This window comes from Streptomyces sp. NPDC097595 (genome assembly GCF_044761525.1).
Taxonomy (GTDB): Bacteria; Actinomycetota; Actinomycetes; order Streptomycetales; family Streptomycetaceae; genus Streptomyces; species Streptomyces drozdowiczii_A.
The window spans coordinates 1-23,479 of the sequence record NZ_JBIWCN010000016.1; the positions used below are offsets into that span (position 1 = coordinate 1).

24 protein-coding genes are annotated in these 23,479 nt (G+C 71.4%); 13 read left to right on the forward strand and 11 right to left on the reverse strand.

Translation table 11 applies throughout. The features are described from left to right. Window positions 1-167 precede the first annotated feature (167 nt). From ACIQZN_RS23530 to ACIQZN_RS23540, 3 genes are read left to right on the forward strand one after another with little or no spacing between them, the layout of a single operon-like run. Window positions 168-1,031, forward strand: a complete 864-nt coding sequence (locus ACIQZN_RS23530; protein ID WP_403997201.1) for an AraC family transcriptional regulator — start codon at window positions 168-170, stop codon at window positions 1,029-1,031. Between the two features lie 9 nt (window positions 1,032-1,040). Then, window positions 1,041-1,838, forward strand: coding sequence for an AzlC family ABC transporter permease (locus tag ACIQZN_RS23535; RefSeq protein WP_403997204.1), 798 nt, complete (start codon window positions 1,041-1,043; stop codon window positions 1,836-1,838). Beyond that, complete coding sequence (locus ACIQZN_RS23540) at window positions 1,835-2,140, forward strand: AzlD domain-containing protein (RefSeq protein ID WP_403997207.1); 306 nt, start codon at window positions 1,835-1,837, stop codon at window positions 2,138-2,140. The genes ACIQZN_RS23535 and ACIQZN_RS23540 overlap by 4 nt, the downstream gene beginning before the upstream one ends. A gap of 82 nt (window positions 2,141-2,222) precedes the next feature. On the opposite strand, the gene ACIQZN_RS23545 is transcribed toward ACIQZN_RS23540, so the two are convergent. After that, window positions 2,223-3,137: a hypothetical protein gene (locus tag ACIQZN_RS23545; RefSeq protein ID WP_403997210.1), complete on the reverse strand. Its 915-nt coding sequence runs from the start codon at window positions 3,135-3,137 to the stop codon at window positions 2,223-2,225. 79 nt (window positions 3,138-3,216) lie between these two features. On the opposite strand from ACIQZN_RS23545, the gene ACIQZN_RS23550 reads away from it, so the two are divergent. From ACIQZN_RS23550 to recX, 5 genes are all read left to right on the forward strand, one after another. Further along, complete coding sequence (locus ACIQZN_RS23550; RefSeq protein ID WP_403997213.1) at window positions 3,217-3,411, forward strand: DUF3046 domain-containing protein; 195 nt, start codon at window positions 3,217-3,219, stop codon at window positions 3,409-3,411. 173 nt (window positions 3,412-3,584) lie between these two features. After that, the gene (locus tag ACIQZN_RS23555) at window positions 3,585-4,793 is read left to right on the forward strand and encodes an AI-2E family transporter (protein WP_403997593.1); all 1,209 of its coding nucleotides are present in this window, start codon (window positions 3,585-3,587) and stop codon (window positions 4,791-4,793) included. Window positions 4,794-4,870: 77 nt separating this feature from the next. Then, on the forward strand, window positions 4,871-5,629 hold the full coding sequence (locus ACIQZN_RS23560) for a hypothetical protein (RefSeq protein ID WP_403997216.1): 759 nt from the start codon (window positions 4,871-4,873) through the stop codon (window positions 5,627-5,629). A gap of 212 nt (window positions 5,630-5,841) precedes the next feature. Further along, window positions 5,842-6,969 carry a recombinase RecA gene (recA, locus tag ACIQZN_RS23565; protein ID WP_403997218.1) on the forward strand — a complete coding sequence of 376 codons (1,128 nt, stop codon included), beginning with the start codon at window positions 5,842-5,844 and terminating at the stop codon, window positions 6,967-6,969. A 3-nt stretch (window positions 6,970-6,972) separates the two neighbouring features. Further along, complete coding sequence (recX, locus tag ACIQZN_RS23570; RefSeq protein WP_403997220.1) at window positions 6,973-7,614, forward strand: recombination regulator RecX; 642 nt, start codon at window positions 6,973-6,975, stop codon at window positions 7,612-7,614. A gap of 11 nt (window positions 7,615-7,625) precedes the next feature. Here recX and ACIQZN_RS23575 read toward each other — a convergent pair whose 3' ends face one another. Beyond that, window positions 7,626-8,225: a hypothetical protein gene (locus ACIQZN_RS23575; protein WP_403997596.1), complete on the reverse strand. Its 600-nt coding sequence runs from the start codon at window positions 8,223-8,225 to the stop codon at window positions 7,626-7,628. A gap of 671 nt (window positions 8,226-8,896) precedes the next feature. Here ACIQZN_RS23575 and ACIQZN_RS23580 point away from each other — a divergent pair. Together ACIQZN_RS23580 and ACIQZN_RS23585 are read left to right on the forward strand one after the other, a co-directional pair. Next, entirely contained in the window at window positions 8,897-9,496 is a 600-nt protein-coding gene (locus ACIQZN_RS23580) for an ArsR/SmtB family transcription factor (RefSeq protein ID WP_403997223.1), read from the forward strand. Further along, on the forward strand, window positions 9,493-12,051 hold the full coding sequence (locus tag ACIQZN_RS23585; RefSeq protein ID WP_403997225.1) for an FtsX-like permease family protein: 2,559 nt from the start codon (window positions 9,493-9,495) through the stop codon (window positions 12,049-12,051). The genes ACIQZN_RS23580 and ACIQZN_RS23585 overlap by 4 nt, the downstream gene beginning before the upstream one ends. Before the next feature lie 45 nt (window positions 12,052-12,096). On the opposite strand, the gene ACIQZN_RS23590 is transcribed toward ACIQZN_RS23585, so the two are convergent. From ACIQZN_RS23590 to ACIQZN_RS23625, 8 genes are all read right to left on the reverse strand, one after another. Continuing rightward, a complete protein-coding gene (locus ACIQZN_RS23590) occupies window positions 12,097-12,486 on the reverse strand; it encodes a rhodanese-like domain-containing protein (protein WP_403997227.1) in 390 nt (129 codons plus the stop codon). Continuing rightward, window positions 12,483-13,028, reverse strand: a complete 546-nt coding sequence (locus tag ACIQZN_RS23595) for a cysteine dioxygenase (RefSeq protein WP_403997230.1) — start codon at window positions 13,026-13,028, stop codon at window positions 12,483-12,485. The genes ACIQZN_RS23590 and ACIQZN_RS23595 overlap by 4 nt, the downstream gene beginning before the upstream one ends. A 74-nt stretch (window positions 13,029-13,102) precedes the next feature. Next, window positions 13,103-13,189: a putative leader peptide gene (locus ACIQZN_RS23600; protein ID WP_311307652.1), complete on the reverse strand. Its 87-nt coding sequence runs from the start codon at window positions 13,187-13,189 to the stop codon at window positions 13,103-13,105. 32 nt (window positions 13,190-13,221) lie between these two features. After that, complete coding sequence (locus tag ACIQZN_RS23605) at window positions 13,222-14,838, reverse strand: FAD-dependent monooxygenase (RefSeq protein WP_403997232.1); 1,617 nt, start codon at window positions 14,836-14,838, stop codon at window positions 13,222-13,224. A 221-nt stretch (window positions 14,839-15,059) separates the two neighbouring features. After that, entirely contained in the window at window positions 15,060-15,971 is a 912-nt protein-coding gene (locus tag ACIQZN_RS23610) for an amino acid ABC transporter permease (RefSeq protein WP_403997234.1), read from the reverse strand. Next, the gene (locus tag ACIQZN_RS23615) at window positions 15,968-16,633 is read right to left on the reverse strand and encodes an amino acid ABC transporter permease (RefSeq protein WP_403997236.1); all 666 of its coding nucleotides are present in this window, start codon (window positions 16,631-16,633) and stop codon (window positions 15,968-15,970) included. The genes ACIQZN_RS23610 and ACIQZN_RS23615 overlap by 4 nt, the downstream gene beginning before the upstream one ends. 75 nt (window positions 16,634-16,708) lie before the next feature. Further along, window positions 16,709-17,548 carry a glutamate ABC transporter substrate-binding protein gene (locus tag ACIQZN_RS23620; RefSeq protein WP_403997238.1) on the reverse strand — a complete coding sequence of 280 codons (840 nt, stop codon included), beginning with the start codon at window positions 17,546-17,548 and terminating at the stop codon, window positions 16,709-16,711. A 68-nt stretch (window positions 17,549-17,616) separates the two neighbouring features. After that, window positions 17,617-18,405, reverse strand: coding sequence for an amino acid ABC transporter ATP-binding protein (locus tag ACIQZN_RS23625; protein WP_026171813.1), 789 nt, complete (start codon window positions 18,403-18,405; stop codon window positions 17,617-17,619). Between the two features lie 327 nt (window positions 18,406-18,732). Between ACIQZN_RS23625 and ACIQZN_RS23630 the strand changes: the two genes are divergently transcribed. Together ACIQZN_RS23630 and ACIQZN_RS23635 are read left to right on the forward strand one after the other, a co-directional pair. Continuing rightward, the gene (locus ACIQZN_RS23630; protein ID WP_403997241.1) at window positions 18,733-19,425 is read left to right on the forward strand and encodes a response regulator transcription factor; all 693 of its coding nucleotides are present in this window, start codon (window positions 18,733-18,735) and stop codon (window positions 19,423-19,425) included. 15 nt (window positions 19,426-19,440) lie between these two features. Continuing rightward, window positions 19,441-20,835, forward strand: a complete 1,395-nt coding sequence (locus tag ACIQZN_RS23635) for an ATP-binding protein (protein WP_403997243.1) — start codon at window positions 19,441-19,443, stop codon at window positions 20,833-20,835. 12 nt (window positions 20,836-20,847) lie between these two features. On the opposite strand, the gene ACIQZN_RS23640 is transcribed toward ACIQZN_RS23635, so the two are convergent. Then, on the reverse strand, window positions 20,848-21,846 hold the full coding sequence (locus tag ACIQZN_RS23640) for a TAXI family TRAP transporter solute-binding subunit (protein ID WP_403997245.1): 999 nt from the start codon (window positions 21,844-21,846) through the stop codon (window positions 20,848-20,850). Between the two features lie 99 nt (window positions 21,847-21,945). Between ACIQZN_RS23640 and miaB the strand changes: the two genes are divergently transcribed. After that, on the forward strand, window positions 21,946-23,466 hold the full coding sequence (gene miaB / locus ACIQZN_RS23645) for a tRNA (N6-isopentenyl adenosine(37)-C2)-methylthiotransferase MiaB (RefSeq protein WP_403997248.1): 1,521 nt from the start codon (window positions 21,946-21,948) through the stop codon (window positions 23,464-23,466). Window positions 23,467-23,479 lie beyond the last annotated feature (13 nt).

The following is a 23,479-nucleotide window of genomic DNA, read 5'->3' on the forward strand; positions in this document are numbered from 1 at the left end:
ATCTCCAGGCTCGAAAGAGGACTCAGCAGGAACGACGACCTCACTCACGCCTACCGTGAATGGCTCCAAGCCGCTTGACAGCAATAGGAGCATCAACGGCCCCGACAACCGGCGGGCGGGCCGTGGGACCGGCGGCCGGACCGCCCGCGAGCTGGGAGAATCACCGCATGGCAGGAGCACAGCAAGCGGGGGAGTGGGCGCGGCACTGGAGTTACGCGGAGCTGCCCGACCTCGACCTGCTGCGGGCCCGCTACATCCGGCACACTTTCCCGCGCCACAGCCACGAGGGCTATGTCGTCGCCACGGTGAGCCATGGCGTCGAGGACATCGGAACGCCCGGCGGGACCCTGCACGCGGGCCCCGGGACCGTCGTCATGATCAATCCGGAGGTGCCGCACACCGCCCGCGCGGGTGTCCCCGAAGGCTGGGTGTACGACACGCTCTACCCGTCCGCGCAGGTGATCAACGACATCGCCTCCGATACGACGCGCCTGCGCGGCTCCGTCGGCTTCGCCGAGACCGGGGTGGCCGATCCGTACGCGGCCCGGCTGATAGCCGAGGTCCACCGGGCGGCCGAGGAGGGCAACGCCCTGGCCGCCGACAGCGTGCTGCGGGTCGTCGTCACCCGTCTGCTCACCCGGCACGGCACCGCGTTCCCCGTCTCGGCCCCCCGCGCCGCCGGTGCCCGCGACGCGGCGCGCGCCCGGGCCCTCCTGGAATCCCGGATGGCCGAGCCGCCGACCCTGGAGGCGCTGGCCGCCGAGCTGGGCACGAGCCCGTTCGCGCTGCTGCGCGCGTTCAAGAAGCAGTACGGGATGCCCCCGCACACCTGGCTCACCGACGCCCGGGTGCGGCGTGCGCGCCGGATGCTCGACGCGGGCACGGCCCCCTCGGTCGCGGCGGTGGAAGTCGGCTTCACCGACCAGCCGCATCTCAACCGTCACTTCACCCGGATCGTGGGAGTGCCCCCCGGCGCCTACCAGCGCGAACGTGCAAGAACGTACAAGACCGGTCCGGACCGGCCCCGGTAGCGTGCTGACGTGGCAAAACAGACAGCACCCCCCTGCACCACCGCCGATCCGGCAGGCGGCAGCACACTCGACGCCGGGACCAAGCCGGACTCGGCCGTCGTACGCGACGCGCTCGGCGTCGGCATAGCCGTCGGCCTCTCCGGTTTCGCCTTCGGCGTCACCTCGGCGGGCTCCGGCCTGAGCCTGCTCCAGACGTGCGCGCTCAGCCTGCTCGTGTTCACCGGCGCCTCCCAGTTCGCCCTGGTCGGCGCGCTCGCCGCCGGCGGCAACCCGTACACCGCGGCCGCCGGGGCCTTCTTCCTCGGCATACGCAACGCCTTCTACGGCCTGCGGCTCTCCCAGCTCCTCGCCCTGCCGCGCGCCCTGCGCCCGCTCGCCGCCCAGTGGGTCATCGACGAGACCACCGCCGTGACGCTGCCCCAGCCCACCCGGCGGGCCGCGCGGATCGGCTTCACCGTCACCGGGGCCACCCTCTACGTGCTGTGGAACCTGACCACCCTGGTGGGTGCCATGGGAGCCGAGGCGCTCGGCGACACCGACGCCTGGGGGCTCGACGCGGCCAGCCCGGCGGTCTTCCTCGCGCTGCTCGCCCCGATGCTGAAGTCCACGACGGAGCGTGTGACGGCCGCGCTCGCCGTCCTGCTCGCCCTCGGGCTCCTGCCGGTGCTGCCGGCCGGGGTGCCCGTGCTGCTGTCCGCGCTGGCCGCGCCCGTCGTCCTGTTCCTGATGGGGCGGGCCAAGGGCGACGGCACGGGCGGGGCCGGGGCCGAGGACGCCGGTACGAACCGGGCGGAGGGCGGCCGATGAACGTCTGGATCGCCATCGCGCTGACCTTCGCCGGCTGCTACCTGGCCAAACTACTCGGCCTCCTGGTGCCCGCCGGCGCACTGGAGCGCCCGCTGGCGCAGCGCCTGGCCGCCCTGCTTCCGGTGGCCCTGCTGGCCGCGCTCACCGCCCAGCAGACCTTCGGTGACGGACAGCATCTGGCCCTGGACGCCAGGGGCGCGGGCCTCGCGGCCGCGGCGCTCGCCCTGGTCCTGCGCGCACCCTTCCTGGTGGTCGTGGGTGCTGCCGTGGTCGTCACGGCGGGGGTACGCGCGCTGGGCTAGGCGGTGTCCGCCCGGGAACGTAAGGGGCATGCCTCCTGGGGCCTGCCCCTTACCGGCGGGCCTTTCCCGGTGGTGGCGCCTCTCACACCAGGGCGCGCCCGTGCGCCCTCAGCGTTTCCAGCGCCCTGAGGGTCACCAGGGGGCGCCCCTCCAGTGCCGTCCCGGGTGCCCACTGCCGCCAGGTGACCGGCCAGCCGCCGTCCGCCTCCTGTGCGGCGGCGAGATGGTCGAGCGAGCGCTCCATCTCGGTGTCGGAGAACCATCGCCGGGCGAGCGACGCGGGTGTACGGGCGTAGTCGTACGGGAAGTGCTGCTCGCCCGGTGCGTATCCGGGGGCCACCGGGTACTCCGCGCGCCGGTCCGGATCGAGCACGGCCAGCCGCTGGTCGCGCACCACCCGCCCCAGCCGTTCGGCGGCGGCCTCCGCCCGGGCCCGGTCCGGCACCCCGTCGAGAAAGGCGACCGCCGCCTCGATCTCGTACGGATGCGACACCTCCAGGGCTTCCACGGCCGCCCAGCAGAAGTCCGTAGCCCGGAAGAGCCAGGCGTGCCACACCTCGTTGCGGTGCAGCAGCCCGACGACGGGTCCGGTGGCCAGCAGCTCGGCCGGCGGATCGTCCACGATCGGGATGAAGGGGGCCGCCGGATAGTCGCGTTGGGAGGGCAGCAGCGCGGGCAGGGCGCCCTCCTTGGTGGACACCTCCGTCAGATACCGGCAGATCCGCTCCACCCGCAGCCCGCCGCACCGGCCGATGGAGTCGAGCACGCTGAGCGCGTGGGCGGTGTGCAGGGGCTGACTGACGGGACCCCGCAGATCCGGTTCGAGCCCGTGACCGTAACCGCCGTCCTCATTGGCATACGCGGTGAGGGCCGTCTCGACCGCGTCCGCGCCTCCCTCCAGGTATTGATGGGCGAACCGCCGCTGTTCGAGTACACGGGCCGTGAGCCAGATGAACCGCTCGGCCCGGTCGAGGGGATTTGTTCCATTTGCAGCCATGGACCGACCGTAGGGCTTCGGGCCCCCGAGCAGGGCGGATGCGGCCCGGCTGCACTCTCAGGAGCGGGATACTGAAGGCATGCGGTTGACGATTTTCTGGGAACGGATGGCGGACCACTTCGGCGCGGCCTACGCGGACTCCTTCGCACGCGACCATGTGATGGCCGAGCTGGGCGGACGTACGGTCCATGAGGCGCTGGCGGCCGGCTGGGAGGCGAAGGACGTCTGGCGCGGAGTGTGCGCCGCGATGGGCATCCCCGCCGACCGGCGCTGACGGCCGGGGGAGAGAAGGTCACCTTCCGGGGTGCGCGGGGGACTGTCACCCACATAGGCGAGACTTGCTCCGTGGCACCCACAGACGAGACCGCTCAGATCCAGCCGCCGCGCACGCCGCCCGTACCACCGGCCGCGCCCCCGGCCCCGCCGTCCGGCGCCGGGCCCGCCCGCATGCCCGCCTGGCTGCCGCGTGCCATGGTCCTCGCCCTCGCGCTCTACGCCTGCTTCCGGCTCGGCAGCTGGGCGTTCGACCAGCTCATCGGTCTGCTGATCAATGTGCTGATCGCCTTCTTCCTGGCGCTCGCCATCGAACCCGCCGTGAGCCGGATGTCCGCCCGGGGCATGCGCCGGGGCCTCGCCACCTTCCTGGTCTTTCTCCTCGTGCTGGTCGCCGGGGCCGGTTTCGTCTTCCTGCTCGGCTCGATGCTCGCGGGCCAGATCGTCGACATGGTGGAGGACTTCCCGAAGTACCTCGACTCGGTGATCAACTGGGTCAACCAGACCTTCCACACGGAGCTCTCCCGCGTCGAGGTCCAGGACAGCCTGCTGCACTCCGACTGGCTGCAGAAGTACGTGCAGAACAGCGCGACCGGAGTGCTCGACGTCTCGGCGACCGTCCTCGGCGGCCTCTTCCGCCTGCTGACGATCTTCCTGTTCTCCTTCTACTTCGCCGCGGACGGTCCCCGGCTGCGGCGCGGGCTGTGCTCCGTGCTGCCCCCCGCCCGCCAGGCGGAGGTGCTGCGGGCCTGGGAGATCGCCGTCGACAAGACCGGTGGCTACCTCTACTCGCGCGGCCTGATGGCACTCATCTCCGGCGTCGCGCACTACATCCTGCTGGCCGCCCTCGGCGTGCCGTACGCGCCGGCGCTCGCGGTCTGGGTCGGGCTCGTCTCCCAGTTCATCCCCACGATCGGCACGTACCTCGCGGGCGCCCTGCCGATGCTGATCGCCTTCACCGTCGATCCCTGGTACGCGCTCTGGGTCCTCGGCTTCGTCGTGGTGTACCAGCAGTTCGAGAACTACATGCTCCAGCCCAAGCTCACCGCGAAGACGGTGGACATCCACCCCGCCGTGGCCTTCGGCTCGGTCATCGCGGGCACGGCGCTCATGGGCGCCGTCGGCGCGCTGATCGCCATCCCGGCGGTGGCCACGCTCCAGGCGTTCCTCGGCGCGTACGTGAAGCGCTACGACGTCACGGACGATCCGCGCGTCCACGGCAGCCGCCCCGGCGTGCGGGGCGAGCCCCTGTGGACCCGCCTGAGACGGATGCGTACCGTCCTCGCGGGCGAGGACGGCCGGGAGGACGGCGGCCAGACGGACGGCGGGGAGCCGGAGGAGCCGCGTCGGCCGGAGGGGCCTTCCGGGCCGAGCGGCACCTGAGGCGCTCATTCCACCGAAGCGTGCGGGGCGGCCCCGTAGGCTGAGGCGCGGGATGTCGTGCCGACCCTGGGGGGAACATGGAGTGGCTGTCCCTGGCATCGGCGGCCGTGGCCGTCTGCGGTGCGGCGGCGGCCGCGCTCTTCAGCTACTGGCAGCAGCGCCGCCTGCGGTCCCGGGAACAGCGCGACTACATGGAACGGTACGGGGCTTCCCTGGCATGGGCCGCGTTCGATCTGCAGAGCAGGCTGTTCAACATCCTGCACGGCCATGACAACGATCAGGATCCCGTGCGCGGCAACGGCTTCCTGACGAGCTTCCTCACTCGGGGCACCCCTCGCGAGGCGGACTTCGTCCGGCGCAGCACGGTCTTCGTGCTGGCCGAGTACCTGGGCTGGGTGGAGATCCTGCGCCGCGACATCCAGTTCCTCGACCTGGGCAGGAGCCGCGTCAACGCGCAGGTCATGAAGCAGATCTCGCGCATCGGCAGCAGCTTGTCCAGGATCGACACGGCGAGCAACGAGCTCCGGCTGTTCGGCGCCCAGCAGCGGGCCATCGGCGAGCTCATGGTCCATCCCGACGGCGAGCCGGGCCGGCGCCGCTGCCTGGGCTACGCGGAGTTCTGCTCGAAGCTGGAACAGGACCAGGAGTTCGCCGCGTGGTTCTCCGATCCGCTGGCGGACGTGGACCGACTCGCCGCCGACACGGCCCAGGCGGTCGGTCGACTCAAGGATCTCCAGGTCCAGCTGATCGCGCTGATCGATCTGCTGGACCCCCGACGGGAACGGTTTCCCCAGTTCAGGCTCGCCTACAGCCCCCGCGGCCGCCCCCGGAGCTGACCGGACCGGCCCTCAGGCCCGGCCGCGGAGGGGCGGCGTGGTGCGCTTGACACTAAAATCGAACATCCATTCTCATGGGATTCCGGCCGGGTTTTCCCGGGCCCGACCGTGGAGTTGTCCACAGGCCGGGAGGACGTCGAGGCCCATTGTCAGTGGCAGGGGTTAGCGTCTTTGACGTGAAGCGATCGACTCAAGCAAATCGGGTGGAACCCATGGCAGGAACCGACCGCGAGAAGGCGCTGGACGCCGCACTCGCACAGATTGAACGGCAATTCGGCAAGGGCGCGGTGATGCGCCTCGGCGAGCGGCCGAACGAGCCCATCGAGGTGATTCCCACCGGGTCCACCGCGCTCGACGTCGCGCTCGGCGTCGGCGGCCTGCCGCGCGGCCGTGTGGTGGAGGTGTACGGACCGGAGTCCTCCGGTAAGACGACGCTGACGCTGCACGCCGTGGCGAACGCGCAGAAGCTCGGCGGCTCGGTGGCCTTCATCGACGCGGAGCACGCGCTCGACCCGGAGTACGCGAAGAAGCTCGGCGTCGACATCGACAGCCTCATCCTGTCCCAGCCGGACAACGGTGAGCAGGCCCTCGAGATCGTGGACATGCTGGTCCGCTCGGGCGCCCTCGACCTCATCGTCATCGACTCTGTCGCGGCCCTGGTGCCGCGCGCGGAGATCGAGGGCGAGATGGGTGACTCGCACGTGGGTCTTCAGGCCCGCCTGATGAGCCAGGCGCTCCGGAAGATCACCAGCGCGCTGAACCAGTCCAAGACCACCGCGATCTTCATCAACCAGCTCCGCGAGAAGATCGGTGTGATGTTCGGCTCGCCGGAGACCACCACCGGTGGCCGCGCGCTCAAGTTCTACGCCTCGGTGCGCCTCGACATCCGCCGGATCGAGACGCTGAAGGACGGCACCGACGCGGTCGGCAACCGCACCCGCGTCAAGGTCGTCAAGAACAAGGTGGCGCCGCCCTTCAAGCAGGCCGAGTTCGACATCCTCTACGGCCAGGGCATCAGCCGCGAGGGCGGTCTGATCGACATGGGCGTGGAGCACGGCTTCGTCCGCAAGGCCGGCGCCTGGTACACGTACGAGGGCGACCAGCTCGGCCAGGGCAAGGAGAACGCGCGCAACTTCCTCAAGGACAACCCCGACCTCGCCAACGAGATCGAGAAGAAGATCCTGGTGAAGCTGGGCATCGGCGTCCAGCCCGAGGACGCCTCCGCCGAGTCCGGTGCGGATGCGGCAGGCGCGGCGGCTCAGGCCGACACGGCTGCGAAGCCGGCGACGCCGGCGGCCGTCAAGACCAAGCCGGCCAAGGCGGCCGCGGCCAAGAGCTAAGCCGTGACGCGTCGTACTGAGTGGCCGGCCGGCGCCGCTGACCCCGGCGCGGCCGCCGGATCCGGTGAGGGAACGGGACGCCGTTCCCGCTCCCGGTCCAGTGACAGCGGTTCCCCCTCCTCGTCGAGGGCCGAGAAGGGGGAACCGCGCGACCCGGTCGAGCAGGCCCGCAACATCTGTCTGCGCCTGCTCACCGGCACACCGCGCACCCGCAAGCAGCTCGCGGACGCCCTCCGCAAGCGGGAGATCCCGGACGAGGCGGCCGAAGAGGTGCTGTCCCGCTTCGAGGACGTCGGGCTGATCGATGACGCCGCCTTCGCCGACGCCTGGGTGGAGTCCCGGCACCACGGGCGGGGGCTCGCCCGCCGGGCGCTGGTCCGTGAGCTGCGGACCAAGGGTGTGGACGCCGCAGTGATCGATGAAGCCGTCGGGCAGCTCGACTCCGAGCAGGAGGAGGAGACCGCGCGGGAGCTCGTCGCCCGCAAGCTCCGGTCCACCCGTGGACTGGACCGCGACAAACGCCTGCGCCGCCTCGCGGGCATGCTCGCCCGCAAGGGGTATGGCGAGGGGATGGCCCTGCGCGTGGTGCGCCGGGCGTTGGAGGAAGAGGGGGAGGACACGGAGGGGCTGGACGAGCCCTTCTGAGCCGGCGGCCGCTACTGGCCTGCGCGGGCCGCGCGGCTGATGGTGGCGTCGATCAGTGCGAGGGCGTCCTCGGCGGTGCGTCCGGGGTAGCGGTTCCAGGGGCCGATCAGCCCGGTCCAGCCCTGGGAACGCAGCTCCGCGATCATCCAGGCCCCGGCCCGGTCGACCGTCTCCGCGGAGCCGTGGCCCAGGCGGTGCGCGGTGAGCATGGCGCCGCAGACGCAGCGGGCGCCCCGGATGTTGCGGAGCCGGTACGGGGTGTTCTGCCAGCCCCACTCGGTCAGGATCAGCCGGGCGTGGGCGAGATGGACGGACGGCCGCACATCGGGCCGTCCGACGCGCCGCCACGCGTGCAGCCGGTCGGGCAGGATCGCACCGATGCGCCCGGGCAGCGGACGCTCTTGCGGTGCGGTGGGGGGCAGCGTGCGGACGGTGTCGGCGATCAGCCGGTCCACCGGTACGGAGAGCAGGGCGCGCCAGTCGGCAGCGGGGGCCGGCGTGGCCGGCGCGGTCAGGTCCCAGCCGGTGACGATTTGCCGCCAGGCGTCCGTGTCATGGAGGCGCGCGGCTTGGGCGTCGAGTTCGTCGGGGGTGAGGGCGGTGGTCGGCATCGGTGCGTGCTCCCCGTCGTAGCGGCGTACCGGTGCCCTGATGGCGTCCCGGCGGGCGGGCCGGGCCGGAGCGGCCGCGCCCGCCGTGAGGCGAATGTCCGTCCGCCCTCCGGGCCGCTCCACCTGAGCGACGCCATATGGGTGTGTCACGCGGCATTCCGGTGGCGAACCGCCGTGGTCACGCGCGGTGCCCGTGTCGGGGGGTGGAACGGGTGCCGCCCCCGGTCTTGCCGGGCGCCAGTGCCCGCACGGTGCGGCCGCACCGGCGTGCCGCTCCCGCATCCGGTGCGGCTCACCGCCGTGGCCCTGCTGGCCCGGCTCGGCGCGGGGCTGGACAGCAGGGCCACGGCAGTGAGCCGCTACCCGTGTCAGCACGCCCGTACGGGCTCCTGCGTGCCGTATCTGCGCCCCGCGGCGGTCCCGCCACACGGTGCGATGCCGTGCCTCGCGGCGCGCAGACCTCTGCGTCCGGCGGTGCGGTGCCGTGCCTCGCGGTGCGCCGATCTCCGGCTCGGCGTGGCCGCACCCCGCCCGCGTAAAGCCGCGTCTGCCCCCAGTCGCACCCGGCCCTCACGCGCAGCCGGACTCACCCCTCCGGGGGACAACCCCCCTACGGAGACGCCGGGGTGCTCCAGTGCACAGGTATCTGTGCACAGAGCAGTGTGTGACGCATGCCAGAGAAGCCCGGTGGTGCCGAGATCACGGAGTTGGCCGCGCTCAAAGCGCTTGCCCAGCCGCGACGTCAGCAGATTCTCCAGCACCTCGCCCTGCACGGCCCCGCGACCTCCGCGATCCTCGCCCGGGCGCTGGGGCTGAACACCGGGGCGACCAGCTACCACCTGCGTGAACTGGCCCGCTACGGCTTCGTGGCGGACACCGTGCCGCAGGAGCCGGGCGGGCGTCGGGGCAGGTGGTGGCGGGCCGTTCCCGGGGACCGGCGCTTTCCGCCGGCCTCGCGGCGGACGCCCGAACTGCGCCTCGTCATCGACGAGCTGAACCGGCACGCGTACGCCGCCGACCTCGCCCTCTTCGAACGGCTCCAGCGCGAGAGCGCCGACGCGGCGCCGGACGAGTGGGCCGACGCCTTCGCGTACTCGCGGGGCGCGTTGAGCCTCACCCTCCCCGAACTCCGCGCGTTCTTCGAGGAGTACATCGCCCTGATGAACCGCTACCGGCGCCCCGGCGCCGACACCGCACCGGGTGCCCGGACGGTCCACACCCGCCTGCTCGCCTTCCCGGACCCCGAACGATCAGAGACGGACGCCTCATGATGCTGCGCTATGCCCTGCGGACGATCCGGCACCGCAAGGCGGGATTCCTCGGGGCGTTCCTCGCCCTCATGTGTGCCGCCGCACTCGTCACCGCCTGCGGCACCCTGCTGGAGACCGGCCTGCGCGGCCGGATCGCCGCCGAGCGGTACGCGGCCACGCCGCTGATCGTCTCGGCCGACCAGAACGTCCACCGCACGACCGTCAAGCACAAGGGCAACGGCAAGACGAAGACCAAGCACAAGGCGAAGCCCGTCGCTGAACGGGCCTGGCTCCCCGCCGCCACCGCCGACCGGCTGCGCCACTTGCCGGGTGTCCGCACGGTCGTCCCCGAACTCACCTTCCTCGCCCAGCCAGTCGGGCTCCCCGCCCACGCGGCGGAAGACGCAGACGTCCCCTTCCACGGGCACGCCTGGTCGTCCGCCCCGCTGACCCCCTTCGCGCTGACCACCGGCCGGGCCCCGGCCTCCGCCGACGACGTCGTGATCGACCGGGCCCTCGCCGAACGGGCGGGCCTCACGACCGGGGACCGGGTCACCGTCCAGTCGACCCGTGCCCCGCACACGTACCGCATCAGCGGCATCGCCACGCCCCAGGGGCAGGGCGAACTCCGGCAGCAGCGCTCGCTGTTCTTCTCCGACGCGGAGGCCCAGCGGCTCGCGGACCGCGCCGGCCGGGTCAGCGCGATCGGCGTCCTGCCCGAGCCCGGCACAGACACCGGCACGCTGAAGGGGCAGGTAACGGCCGCCCTCAAGGGCACCACCGCCCAGGTGGCGACGGGTGACGGACGCGGACCGGTCGAATTCCTCGACGCGGCGGGGGCCCGCGTCAAGCTGGTCTCGATGGGCGGGGCCATGGGCGGTACCTCGCTGCTGGTCGCGGTGCTCGTCGTCGTCGGGACGTTCGCCCTGTCCATCCAGCAGCGCCACCGCGAGCTGGCCCTGCTCCGTACCATCGCCGCCACCTCCCGTCAGGTCCGCCGACTGCTCGGCCGGGAAGCCCTGGTCGTCGGCGCCCTCGCCGGGGTCCTGGGCGCGCTCGCCGGGCTGCCCCTCGCCGCCTGGCTGCACGGCCGGTTCACCGGCATGGGCGTGATCCCGCCGACTCTGGAACGTACGGCCGGAGCCGTCCCGGCCTGCGCCGCCGTCGCGGTCACCCTGTTCGGCGCCTGGGCCGCCGCCCGGATCTCCGGCCGCCGGATCGCCGGGCTGCGTCCGGCCGAGGCCATGGCCGAGTCCGCGGTCGAGCGCAGCCGGCCGGCCCGGGGACGCGTCCTCGTGGGGCTGCTCCTGCTCGCCGGCGGTGGCACGCTGGTCGGTGTCCTGAGCGTGCTGCGCACCGAGGCCGCCTCGACCCCCGTGACCTTCCTGGCCGTGGTGGTGCTGGCCACGGCGGTCTCGCTCCTTGGGCCGTTCCTCGTGCGGGCCGCCGCCTTCCTGATGGCGGGCGTGCTCCGGCGGACGGGCCCGATGAGCACCCTGGCCACCGCGAACGTCCGGGGAAACTCCACCCGGATGGCCTCCGTCGTCACCCCGCTCACCCTGCTCATCGGCATGACCTGCACGGTCCTCTTCCTCCAGCCGACCGTCGGCGACGCCGCCCGCACCCAGGCCAGGGAGGGCACCCGCGCCACCTGGGTGGTCGGCGCGCAGGGGCCCGGCGTGCCGTCGGCGGCCACCGAGGCGGTCCGCGCGACGCCCGGTGTCACCGCCGCCACGGAGGTCGTGCGCACCACGGTGCGGGTGGGTCTGGAGAAGTACGCCGCACAGGGCGTCACCGGCCCGGGGCTCACCCGCACCTGGGACCCGGGCGTGACGAGCGGTTCCCTCGCGAAGTTCGCCGCAAACGGGCGGGCCGCCGCGATCAGCGAACTCGCCGCCGACCGGCTCGGGCTGCACGTCGGCAGCGACCTCGCCCTGCACCTGGGGGACGGCACCGCCACCACGCTCACCGTTGCCGCCGTCTACCGGCGGGGCCTCGGCTTCGGGGACCTCACCCTGCCGCACGACCTGGTCGCACGGCACATGGACAACCCGCTCGCCGCGACGGTCCTGGTGGCCGGGAACGCGCCCGGGGACAAACTGTCCGACGCCGTGAAAAAGTTCCCCGGCGTCACGGTCGTCACCCCGGCGGTCGCCGACCGGCTCCAGGCCGACCGGGGGCAGGAGAACGCCGAGGTCAACCTCCTCGCCATGGGGCTGGTTCTCGCCTTCACCGCCATCGCCGTCGTCAACACACTGGCCATGTCGGTGTCCGAACGGTTCAGGGAGTTCGCCCTCCTGCGGCTCGCCGGCGCCACACGCCGCCAGGTGCTGCGGATGCTCCGTACCGAGACCCTGTCGGTCCTGGTGATCTCCGCAGCCCTCGGTACCGGTATCGCGCTCGCCGTACTGACCGCGTTCAGCATCGGCATGACGGGGAGCGCGGCACCCGGTGTGCTGCCCCTGGTGTACGGGACCGTGGTCGGTGTCGCCGCGCTGCTCGCCCTGGTCGCGACGGCGCTGCCCGGCCGGTTCGCGCTGCGGACCCGCCCGGTGGAGGTGGCCGCGGGCCGGTGACGAGGAGGACATGAGGGGGCGGCCCGGGCGGGCCGCCCCCTCATCTCATGTCTCGACCGGGAGCCCCGCCGCGCGCCACGCCTGGAAGCCGCCCACCAGGTCCGTCGCCCGGTACAGGCCGAGCCGGTGCAGCGACTCGGCCGCCAGGCTCGACGCGTAACCCTCGTTGCAGATCACCACCACCCGGAGGCCGTGGTCCACCGCCTCCGGGACCCGGTGGCTTCCCCGCGGGTCCAGCCGCCATTCCAGCTCGTTGCGCTCGATGACCAGCGCCCCCGGGATCAGCCCGTCCCGCTCGCGCAGTTCGGCGTAGCGGATGTCCACGAGCAGGGCGCCCTCCGAGGCCGCCGCCCGCGCTTCCTGGGGGCCGAGCCGTTCGTAACCGGCCCTGACCCGCTCCAGCAACTCGTCGATCCCGACGGGCTCGTCGCTCACTGCCAGTCCTCCGGTCCCTCGGTCTGCTCCAGGCGCAGCACCGCGCCGGTGCGGCTGTAGCGCCGGATGCGCGGCAGCGGCGGGTAGTACGCGTGGACGGAGACAGCGTGCTCCGTGGGCGACTCGTTCAGCACCTCGTGGACGTGATGGCGGCCGAAGGCCCTGCCCCGGCCGGGGGTCAGCTCCCGGGTGCGGTCGATGTCCTCGGCCAGTTCCAGGGTCTTCCAGCCGTCGGTGGGCAGCCGGGCCGCGAGGGAGTACTCCCTGAGCGTGCCGGCCGCGGTGAGGAAGGCGCCGATCGAGTCGGCGTGGTCGTGCCAGCCGGTACCGGTACCGGGCGGCCAGCCGATCAGCCATGCCTCACTGCCGCCGGGACCGTCGAGCCGGATCCAGGTGCGGCCCTCGGGGTCGAGGGGAAGGGAGGCGATGAGTGCAGTGTCCTCGGCGGTGCGGCGGACGAAGTCGAGCAGTTCCGCGGCGGTCGGAGCCGGCGCGGACGTGCGCGTGGGCACGGGTGCGGTGGGGAAGGGAGAGGCAGACACGGAGACCGTCCTGAGAGTTCGCGCGGACGCCCCGCCGCACGGCACAGCGCACGGCGAGGGCAGGTGAAGGCGATTCAGCAGGACGGGCGACACACGCAGCCCGCATAGCGGAGCAGGTCCATATGGACCCTCCGCCACAGGCGCACATCGGTGTCGGTCATGACCGGGAGTAGACCATGCGCGCCCGCGAGGGTCAATTGACGTCCGCGGTCCTGTCGGCACGCACCGACGTCCGGGCCGCGCCGCCGCGCGCCGCGTCCGCCGCCGCGAACAGCTCGGCCGGACGCACCCCGCCGAACGCCTCCACGAGATGTCCGTCCGGCCTGACCAGCAGGACCGTGTGCGCGGAGGCACCCGGATAGCTCTCGGCCACCAGCAGTTCGGCCTTCACCGGCAGCCCCGCGACGGCCTCCGCCAGCCGGGGCATCACTCCGGCGCGCATCCAGTGGCGCCGGTCCCATACTCCGGTTCCGGGCGCCACCAGCACCACGAGCAGCTGCCCCTGCCCCAGCCGCTCCCGCAGCCGCACCGGGGTGCCGTCGGGCGCCGTGACCCGTACATCGGCCACCGGCGCGCCGGGGGGCGTGCCCACCGCGGTGTGCGCCTCGCCGCGCGCGGGCGCAAGGGGGGACAGCGCGTAGGAAGGGGGCGCACCGAGGGGGCCGCAGCCCAGATGCCCGTCCATCAGCAGGGTGTCGTGCCCCCGTGCGCTCCCCGGTACGAGCGTCCGCAGACCTCCGCCGCCCCGCAGTATCGGCAGCGACTGGTCGGCGGCGCGCAGCCGTGCGGCGACGGCGGCCCGGCGTTCCGCCTGGTAGCTGTCGAGGAGCGCGTCGGACGCCCCGTGGTGCCAGGCCAGAGCCAGCTTCCAGGCCAGGTTCTCCGCGTCCCGCAGCCCCTCGTCGAGTCCTTGGGTGCCGAGGGCGCCGAGCAGGTGGGCGGCGTCCCCGGCCAGAAAGGAACGCTTCACCCGCCACCGCCGGGCCAGCCGGTGGTGCAGCGTGTAGACCCCGGTGTCCAGCAGTTCGTACGGAGGTGTCTCGCCGCACCAGCCGGCCAGGGTGTCCCGGACCCGGGTGACGAGCGCGTCCGGCGTGACCAGTTCGCCGCGCGCGGGTAGCAGCCAGTCCAGCCGCCACACGTCGTCGGGCAGGGGCCTGGCGGTCACCTCGGTGCCACCGGTGCGCCAGGGCGGCGACCGGTGCAGCACGGCCTCACCGGGCCGGGGCAGCTCGGCGCGCAGTGCGGCCACGGCGTGCCGTTCCACCGCCGTACGCCCGGGAAACCTGATGTCGAGGAGTTTGCGCACGGTGGACCGGGCGCCGTCGCAGCCGACCAGGTAACTCCCGCGCCACCAGGTCGATCCGGGCTCCCTGGTGTGCACGGTGACCCCGGCCGGGTCCTGCTCCAGGGTGTCGATGCGGCTGGGCCCGGCGGTCTGCACCAGCTCCTGTGCGGCCACCGCGTCCCGCAGACCCCGTACGAGCGCGTGCTGCGGTACGTGGACGGGGGCGGCGGGCACGTCGCTGCCCGGGACCGGGTCCTCGCCGAGCGGCAGCTCGCGCACCAGCTGCCTGCGCCGCACCGAACGCCAGCCCGACCAGCGCAGTCCCTCGTCCCGTAGCGCCTTGCAGCCCAGCCGCTCCAGGAAGGCCGCGGTGTCCTCGCGCAGCACGACCGTACGGGCGGGGCGTGTCTCGTCGTTGTCGGGGTCCTCGTCGAGCAGCACGGACGGCACGCCCTGCGCGGCGAGGGCGAGCGAGAGCGCCAGGCCGACCGGCCCGGCACCGACGACGATCACCGGGTCCACGGTGCGTCCCCCGTCGGAAGCGCGGCGAAACGGAGCGGTCCGGTGGAACGGAACGGAAGGTGCGCGGGCGTCGAAGGGGGTGCTGCGGCGTCGGGGACTCGGTGCGCGATCACAGAACGTATGCAACCTACTGCCGGTGCTTGCGTCAAGCGACGCCGGAACGCGGCGAGGGGCGGTGGCAGGTGAGCCACCGCCCCTCGCGGGCGTCGTACGACGAGCCGTCAGGCGGCGCTTCCGTCGTCCATGTTGAGCGACGGCGCACCGATCGTCTCCAGTTCGCCCCCCGGTCCGGTGCCCACGACCGCGCCCGTGCTCTTCTTGCCGCGCCGGAGCCACCGCTCCAGCCAGCTCGCGAAGGACGTCAGGGCGAAGTTGAGCGCCAGGTAGACGAGCGCGACGATCGTGAAGCAGGCGATGGTGTTGGAACCGTAGTTCGCCGACATCGGCCGGACCGACGCGAGCAGCTCCGGGAAGGCGAGCACCGCGCCACCGAGGGCGGTGTCCTTCACGATCACCACGAGCTGGCTGACGATGGCCGGCAGCATCGCGGTGACCGCCTGCGGCAGCAGCACGAAGACCATCGTCTGGCCCTTGCGCATGCCGATCGCCTTGGCCGCGTCCGTCTGCCCTCGGGGGAGCGTCAGGATGCCCGCCCGCACGATCTCGGCGAGCACCGAGGCGTTGTAGAGCACCAGACCCGTGACGACGGCGTACAGCAGACGCGTGTCCGGGTCGAGGTCGGTGTACTCGGAGTACGCCTGGTTGGCGATGATCATCAGGAGCAGTACGGGAATGGCGCGGAAGAACTCCACGATCACCCCGCCCGGAACGCGCACCCAGCGGTGGTCCGAGAGCCGGCCGATCCCGAAGAGCGCGCCCAGCGGCAGTGCGATGATCAGGGCGAAGAACGCCGCCTTGATCGTGTTCTGGAAGCCGGGCCAGATGAACGTCTCCCACGCCTGGGTGTCGGCGAAGAACGGCTTCCACTTGACCCAGTCGAGCTGGTGCTTCTCGTCGAGGCCGTCGTACACCCACCACACCACCGCTGCGGCGGCCAGCACGAAGAGAACGGTATATAGGATGTTGCGCCGCTTGGCGCGGGGCCCCTGCGCGTCGTAGAGGACGGAACTCATCGCTTCACCGCCACCTTCTTGGCCACCCATCCGAGGATGAGGCCGGTCGGGAGGGTCAGGATCACGAAGCCGAGGGCGAAGATGCCCGAGATCAGCAGCAGTTGCGCCTCGTTCTCGATCATCCCCTTCATCAGATACGAGGCTTCCGCCACACCGATTGCCGAAGCGACGGTGGTGTTCTTCGTCAGCGCGATGAGCACGTTGGACAGCGGGTTGACCACCGACCGGAACGCCTGCGGGAGCACGATCAGCCGCAGCACCTGGCCGAAGCTGAGCCCGAGCGCCCGGGCGGCCTCCGCCTGGCCGACGGGCACCGTGTTGATGCCCGAACGCAGTGACTCGCACACGAAGGACGCTGTGTAGACGACGAAGGCGAGCACCGCGAGCCGGAAGTTGACGACCTTGATGTCGGTGGCGCCGAGGTCGATGCCGAGCGTCGAGTACAAGCCCAGCGAGGCGAACATGATGATCACGGTCAGCGGAATGTTCCGGACCACGTTCACGTAGGCGGTCGCAAAACCGCGCATCAGGGGGACCGGGCTGACCCTCATGCCGGCCAGCAGCGTTCCCCATATGAGGGAGCCGAGGGCGGAGAACACGGTGAGCTTCACCGTGACCCAGAAGGCCCCCAGCAGGTCGTAACCATCAAGAAAGTCGAACACGATCTCCCGTGCTTCCGCGTGTAGGAGGGCGCGGCGCGCCGCCGTTCAGCGGCGGCGCGCCCGGTCAACCCTGCTTCACTTGACGACGTTGCCGATCTTCGGGGCGGGCTCGTTCTTGTAGCCGGCCGGACCGAAGTTGGCCTCGACCGCCTTGTCCCACGAACCGTCCTTGACCATCTTGGTCAGCGCGTCGTTGATCTTCTTCTTGAGGTCGGCGTCGCCCTTCTTCAGGCCGATGCCGTAGTTCTCGTTGGTCATCTTGAACCCGGCCAGCTTGAACTTGCCCTTGTTCACGTCCTGCGAGGCGTAGCCGGCGAGGATGCTGTCGTCTGTGGTCAGCGCGTCGACGGCCTTGTTCTCGAGGCCGGTCAGGCACTCCGAGTAGCCGCCGTACTCCTGAAGCTGCGCCTTCGGGGCCAGCTTGTCCTTGACATTCTGCGCCGAGGTCGACCCGGTGACCGAGCAGAGCTTCTTGTTGTTCAGGTCCTCGGGCGACTTGATCGTGCTGTCGTCCGCGCGGACCAGGATGTCCTGGTGGGCCAGGAGGTACGGACCGGCGAAGTCGACCTTCTGCAGGCGCTCGTCGTTGATCGAGTAGGAGGCGACGATGAACTTGACGTCACCGCGCGAGATCGCCGTCTCGCGGTCGGCGCTCTTCGTCTCCTTGAACTCGATGTTCTTGGCGTCGTAGCCGAGCTCCTTGGCGACGTACGTGGCGACGTCGACGTCGAAGCCGGTGAACTTGCCCTCCGGGGTCTTCAGGCCGATACCCGGCTGGTCGATCTTGATGCCGATGGTGATCTTCTTGCCGCCGCCCGAAGCCGAGTCGTCCTTGTCGTCGGAGCCACAGGCGGTGGCGGTCAGGGCGAGGGCGAGCACGGCGGCCGAGGCAGCGGTGACCTTGCGAAGCTGCATGTGAAATTCCCTAGAGTTGGCGCGAAGTGAGTGATCAACAGATGCGGGAGCCGGTGCGGCGGGCTCCGTCAGTGGTGAAGGATCTTCGACAGGAAGTCCTTGGCCCGGTCACTGCGCGGGTTGCTGAAGAACTGGTCGGGCGTGGCCTCTTCGACGATCTTCCCGTCCGCCATGAAGACGACCCGGTTCGCCGCCGAGCGCGCGAAGCCCATCTCGTGGGTGACGACGACCATCGTCATGCCCTCGCGGGCGAGCTGCTGCATGACCTCAAGGACCTCGTTGATCATCTCCGGGTCGAGCGCGGAGGTCGGCTCGTCGAAGAGCATGACCTTCGGATCCATCGCCAGGGCCCGGGCGATCGCGACGCGCTGCTGCTGACCGCCGGACAGCTGGGAGGGGTACTTGTCGGCCTGGGTTCCGACGCCCACCCGGTCGAGCAGCGAACGCGCCTTGTCCTCGGCCGCCTTCTTGTCCGTCTTGCGGACCTTCAGCTGGCCGAGCATCACGTTTTCCAGGACCGTCTTGTGGGCGAAGAGGTTGAACGACTGGAAGACCATGCCGACGTCGGCACGCAGCCGGGCCAGCTCCTTGCCCTCCGCGGGCAGCGGCTTCCCGTCGATCGTGATCGCGCCCGAGTCGATCGTCTCCAAGCGGTTGATCGTGCGGCACAGCGTGGACTTACCGGACCCGGACGGCCCGATGACGACCACGACCTCGCCGCGGGCGATCGTCAGGTCGATGTCCTGGAGCACATGCAGCGCGCCGAAGTGCTTGTTGACGTTGCTCAGCACAACCAGATCGCCGGCGGGCGCGGGTGCAGCGTCCTCGGCGCCCTTGGTCACTGAAACTCCGCTCATCGGCTTCTTGCTCCGTCCTCCTCGGTTGGGAAGGACCCTAGTGACGCAGTGCTACCAGCGTCATTACATCTGAGCGGAAATTGAGCATAACGATCCGGCGGCAACCGGACACACCGCGTGAAGGGGACGTCACGCCTGCCGCACCGGGCGTACCGGGTGCATAACGGAAACCCGGATACATCGGACAGGCCCTTGACTGTCCACCCTCGATCGGCGTGGATTCCCTGGTACACCCCTACGTGAAACACCCCGGAACGGGGAAGTGACCGGGGGCGTACACGACCGTACGGACCGACCGCCGACACACGCCACTGCCAGAGGGGGGCCATGAGACTGCTGCTCGTCGAGGACGACAACCACGTCGCCGCCGCCCTGTCCGCGATCCTCGCCCGGCACGGCTTCCAGGTGGTCCACGCCCGCAGCGGCGACGAGGCCCTTCAGGCGCTCCTGCCCACCGACAGCGAGCCCTTCGGTGTCGTGCTCCTCGATCTCGGCCTTCCCGACCAGGACGGTTACGAGGTGTGCGGCAAGATCCGCAAGCGCAGTTCCGTGCCGGTGATCATGGTCACCGCCCGTGCCGACGTACGCTCCCGCATCCACGGACTCAACCTCGGCGCCGACGACTACGTGACCAAGCCGTACGACACCGGGGAGCTGCTGGCCCGTATCCACGCGGTCAGCCGGCGAAACGCGAGCAACGAGGACACCGTGTCCACGCCCGTCGCGGCGCTGCGCCTGGGGCACGTCAGCATCGAGTTGCCCACCCGCCGGGTCAGCGTGGACGGCACGGAAGTACAGCTCACGCGCAAGGAGTTCGACCTGCTCGCGCTGCTCGCCCAGCGGCCCGGTGTGGTTTTCCGCCGCGAACAGATCATCAGCGAGGTGTGGCGCACCAGCTGGGAGGGAACGGGCCGCACGCTGGAGGTGCACGTCGCCTCGCTCCGCTCCAAGCTGCGGCTGCCCGCCCTGATCGAGACGGTGCGCGGGGTCGGCTACCGCCTCGTCTCCCCGTCCGCGTAAAGGCGTACGTCCCCGGTGCGTACCCGGCTGCTCCCGCTGCTCATCATCCTGATGGCGAGTGTCCTGCTCGCCCTCGGCTTCCCGCTCGCCGTCAGCGTGGCCGCCGCCGAACAGCAGCGCGTGGTGATCGACCGCATCGACGACACGGCGCGCTTCGCCGCCCTCGCCCAGTTCATCACCGAGCGGACACGCGGCTACGACGAACGGCGCCGTACCCTCCAGACCGAGTTGGAAACGTACAACTCGGTGTACGGGATCCGCGCCGGTGTCTTCTACCGCGACGACTCCGCCATGGCGAAGGCCCCGGACGCCTGGCGGCTGCCCGTCGAGGGGGAGGGGCGCGCCGCCTTCAGCGAGGCGCTGCTCGGCCGCCGCAGCCACGACCCGCCCCAGGTCTGGCCCTGGCAGGACGGCCGCGTGGTCGTCGCCTCACCCGTCGTACGCGACGGCGACGTCATCGCCGTCGTCGTCATCGACTCGCCCACCGGCCAGATGCGCGGCGACACGATCCGGGGCTGGCTGCTGATCGCGGCGGGCGAGGCGGTCGCGATGCTGGTCGCCGTCGGCGCCGCGATCCGGCTCACCGGCTGGGTCCTGCTGCCGGTCAAGACCCTGGACGCCGCGGCCCACGACATCGCCAGCGGCCGGATGCGCTCCCGGGTCGCCGCGTCCGGCGGGCCCCCGGAACTCAGGCGGCTGGCCCGCTCGTTCAACGAGATGGCCGACAACGTCGAGGACGTGCTGGAGCAGCAGCGCGCCTTCGTCGCCGACGCCTCCCACCAGTTGCGCAACCCGCTGGCCGCCCTGCTCCTGCGCATCGAACTGCTCGCCCTCGAACTGCCCGAGGGCAACGAGGAGATCGCCTCCGTGCGCACCGAGGGCCGCCGCCTCGGCCAGGTCCTGGACGACCTCCTCGACCTCGCGCTCGCCGAGCACGCCGAGAGCGACCTCCGCCTCACCGACATCGGCGCCCTCACCGCCGAACGTGTCGCGTCCTGGCGGCCGGTGGCCGAGGACAAGGGTGTACGGCTCCGAGCCGACGGGCCGCCCGCCGTGACGGCCTGGGCGGACCCCATCGCCCTGTCCAGCGCCCTCGACGCCATCATCGACAACGCCCTCAAATTCACGCCCGCCGACGAGGAGGTCCGGGTCACCGTCGCCTCCGGCAGCGAGGACGTCACGGTCGTCGTCGCGGACGGCGGCCCCGGTCTCACCGACCAGGAGCTGGAACGGGTCGGGGACCGCTTCTGGCGCAGCTCCCAGCACCAGAACGTCCAGGGCTCGGGCCTCGGCCTCTCCATCTCCCACGCGCTCCTGGCGGCGGGCGGCGGCTCGCTCTCGTACGCGCGCAAGGAGCCGTACGGGCTCAGCGTGACGGTCTCCGTGCCGCGCCACGACCCCAAGGGCTGAGAGGTCCGACCTCTACGGCTTGACCGAGCGGTAGTAGCGCTTCGCCCCTTCGTGCAGCGGGAGCGGATCCGTGTAGATGGCCGTCCGCAGGTCCACCAGCTGCGCCGCGTGCACCTCGCGCCCGATGCGGTCGCGGCTGTCGATCACGGTCCGCGTGAACGCCTCGGTCATCGCCGCGCCCGTGCGGTCCGTCGTGACCAGCACATTGGCGACCGCCACCGTGGGCACCGCCTGGCCCTGCTGCGCGTCGCGGTACGCGTCGGCGGGCATCACGGCCGACCGGTAATAGCGAGTGGGGCCGCCCGCCGCCTGGAGCTGCTTGACCAACGGCTCCTCCAGCGGGACCAGCCTGATCGGGAACCGCTCCGACAGATCGGTCACCGCCGTCGTGGGCAGCCCGCCCGACCAGAAGAACGCGTCGAGCTTGCCCTCCTCCAGCAGCTTCGGCATCGTGTCGATGCCCACCGGCAACGGCGTCACATCATGGACCGGATCGAGACCGGCGGCCGTCATCAGGCGATCCGCGACCAGCTTCACCCCGGACCCCGGCTGCCCCACCGCGACCTTACGGCCGCGCAGATCGGCCACGCTGGCGATGTCCGAGTCCCGCTTCACGACCAGCTGTATGTAGTCGTCGTACAGCCGGACACAGCCGCGCAGCCGCTCGTAGCCGGGCTTGCGGGCGCGCAGATAGGTGGCGACGGCATCGGTGGTGGCGATGGTGAAGTCCGCCTTGCCCGCCGCGACCCTGGCCAGGTTCTGCTGCGAGCCCTCGCTCGTCTGGAGATTTATCGACACATCGGGCAGATCCTTGGCCAGGGCTCCCTTCAGCCGCACCCCGTAGCGCTGGTAGACGCCGCTGCGCACCCCCGTACTGAAAGACAGGGTGCCGGTGGGTGCCGGGTCGCCGAGCGGGAGCAGCCACCAGAGCAGCAGCCCGAGCACGACGGCGAGGGCGGCGCCCGCCCGCAGGGAGCGACGCCGGCCGATTCGGGACAGGGCCGGGAGCATGGCGGCGATCCTGCCAGGTCGTTCCCGGCCGTGGCCAGGGGCTTCGTCGGATCGCCCGCCCGAGACGGAGAGAGCCCGGACACCACCTACCCTTGTCACATGAGCAGCGGCAACCGGAGCGAAGCAGTGGACGTCAGAAAAAGCTATGAGGTGCGCACCTACGGGTGCCAGATGAACGTCCACGACTCCGAGCGCTTGTCGGGGCTCCTGGAGGATGCCGGCTATGTGCGCGCGCCCGAGGGCTCCGACGGCGACGCCGACGTCGTCGTCTTCAACACCTGCGCGGTCCGCGAGAACGCCGACAACAAGCTCTACGGCAACCTCGGCCGGCTCGCCCCGATGAAGACCAAGCGCCCCGGCATGCAGATCGCCGTCGGCGGCTGCCTCGCCCAGAAGGACCGCGACACCATCGTCCGGCGGGCGCCCTGGGTCGACGTCGTCTTCGGCACGCACAACATCGGCAAGCTGCCCGTACTGCTGGAGCGCGCCCGCGTCCAGGAGGAGGCGCAGGTCGAGATCGCCGAATCCCTGGAAGCCTTCCCCTCCACGCTGCCCACCCGCCGCGAGTCCGCCTACGCCGCGTGGGTCTCCATCTCCGTGGGCTGCAACAACACCTGCACGTTCTGCATCGTCCCGGCCCTGCGCGGGAAGGAGAAGGACCGCCGCACCGGCGACATCCTCGCCGAGATCGAGGCCCTGGTCGCCGAGGGCGTCTCCGAGATCACCCTCCTCGGCCAGAACGTCAACGCGTACGGCTCCGACATCGGCGACCGCGAGGCGTTCTCCAAGCTGCTGCGTGCCTGCGGGAAGATCGAGGGCCTGGAGCGCGTCCGCTTCACCTCGCCGCACCCGCGTGACTTCACCGACGATGTCATCGCCGCCATGGCCGAGACGCCGAACGTGATGCCGCAGCTGCACATGCCGATGCAGTCCGGTTCGGACAAGGTCCTCAAGGCGATGCGCCGCTCCTACCGGCAGGAACGCTTCCTCGGGATCATCGAGAAGGTGCGGGCCGCGATGCCCGACGCCGCGATCTCCACCGACATCATCGTCGGCTTCCCCGGCGAGACCGAGGAGGACTTCGAGCAGACGATGCACGCGGTCCGTGAGGCGCGCTTCGCGAACGCCTTCACCTTCCAGTACTCCAAGCGGCCCGGCACCCCCGCCGCCGACATGGACGGCCAGATCCCCAAGGAGGTCGTCCAGGAGCGCTACATGCGCCTCTCCGCCCTCCAGGAGGACATCTCCTGGGCGGAGAACAAGAAGCAGGTCGGCCGCACCCTGGAGGTCATGGTCGCCGAGGGCGAGGGCCGCAAGGACGGCGCCACCCACCGGCTCTCCGGCCGCGCCCCCGACAACCGCCTGGTCCACTTCACCAAGCCGGACCAGGACGTCCGCCCCGGCGACGTGGTGACCGTCGAGATCACCTACGCGGCCCCGCACCACCTGCTCGCCGAGGGCACCCCGGTCGCCGTGCGCCGGACCCGCTCGGGCGATGCCTGGGAGAAGCGGAACGCCGCCCCGGCCGCCGAGCCGGCCGGCGTCATGCTGGGCCTGCCCGGCATCGGCGCCCCGGCGCCCCTGCCCGCGACGGCGGCCCCGGGCTGCGGCTGCGACTGAGACACGGGGGAGG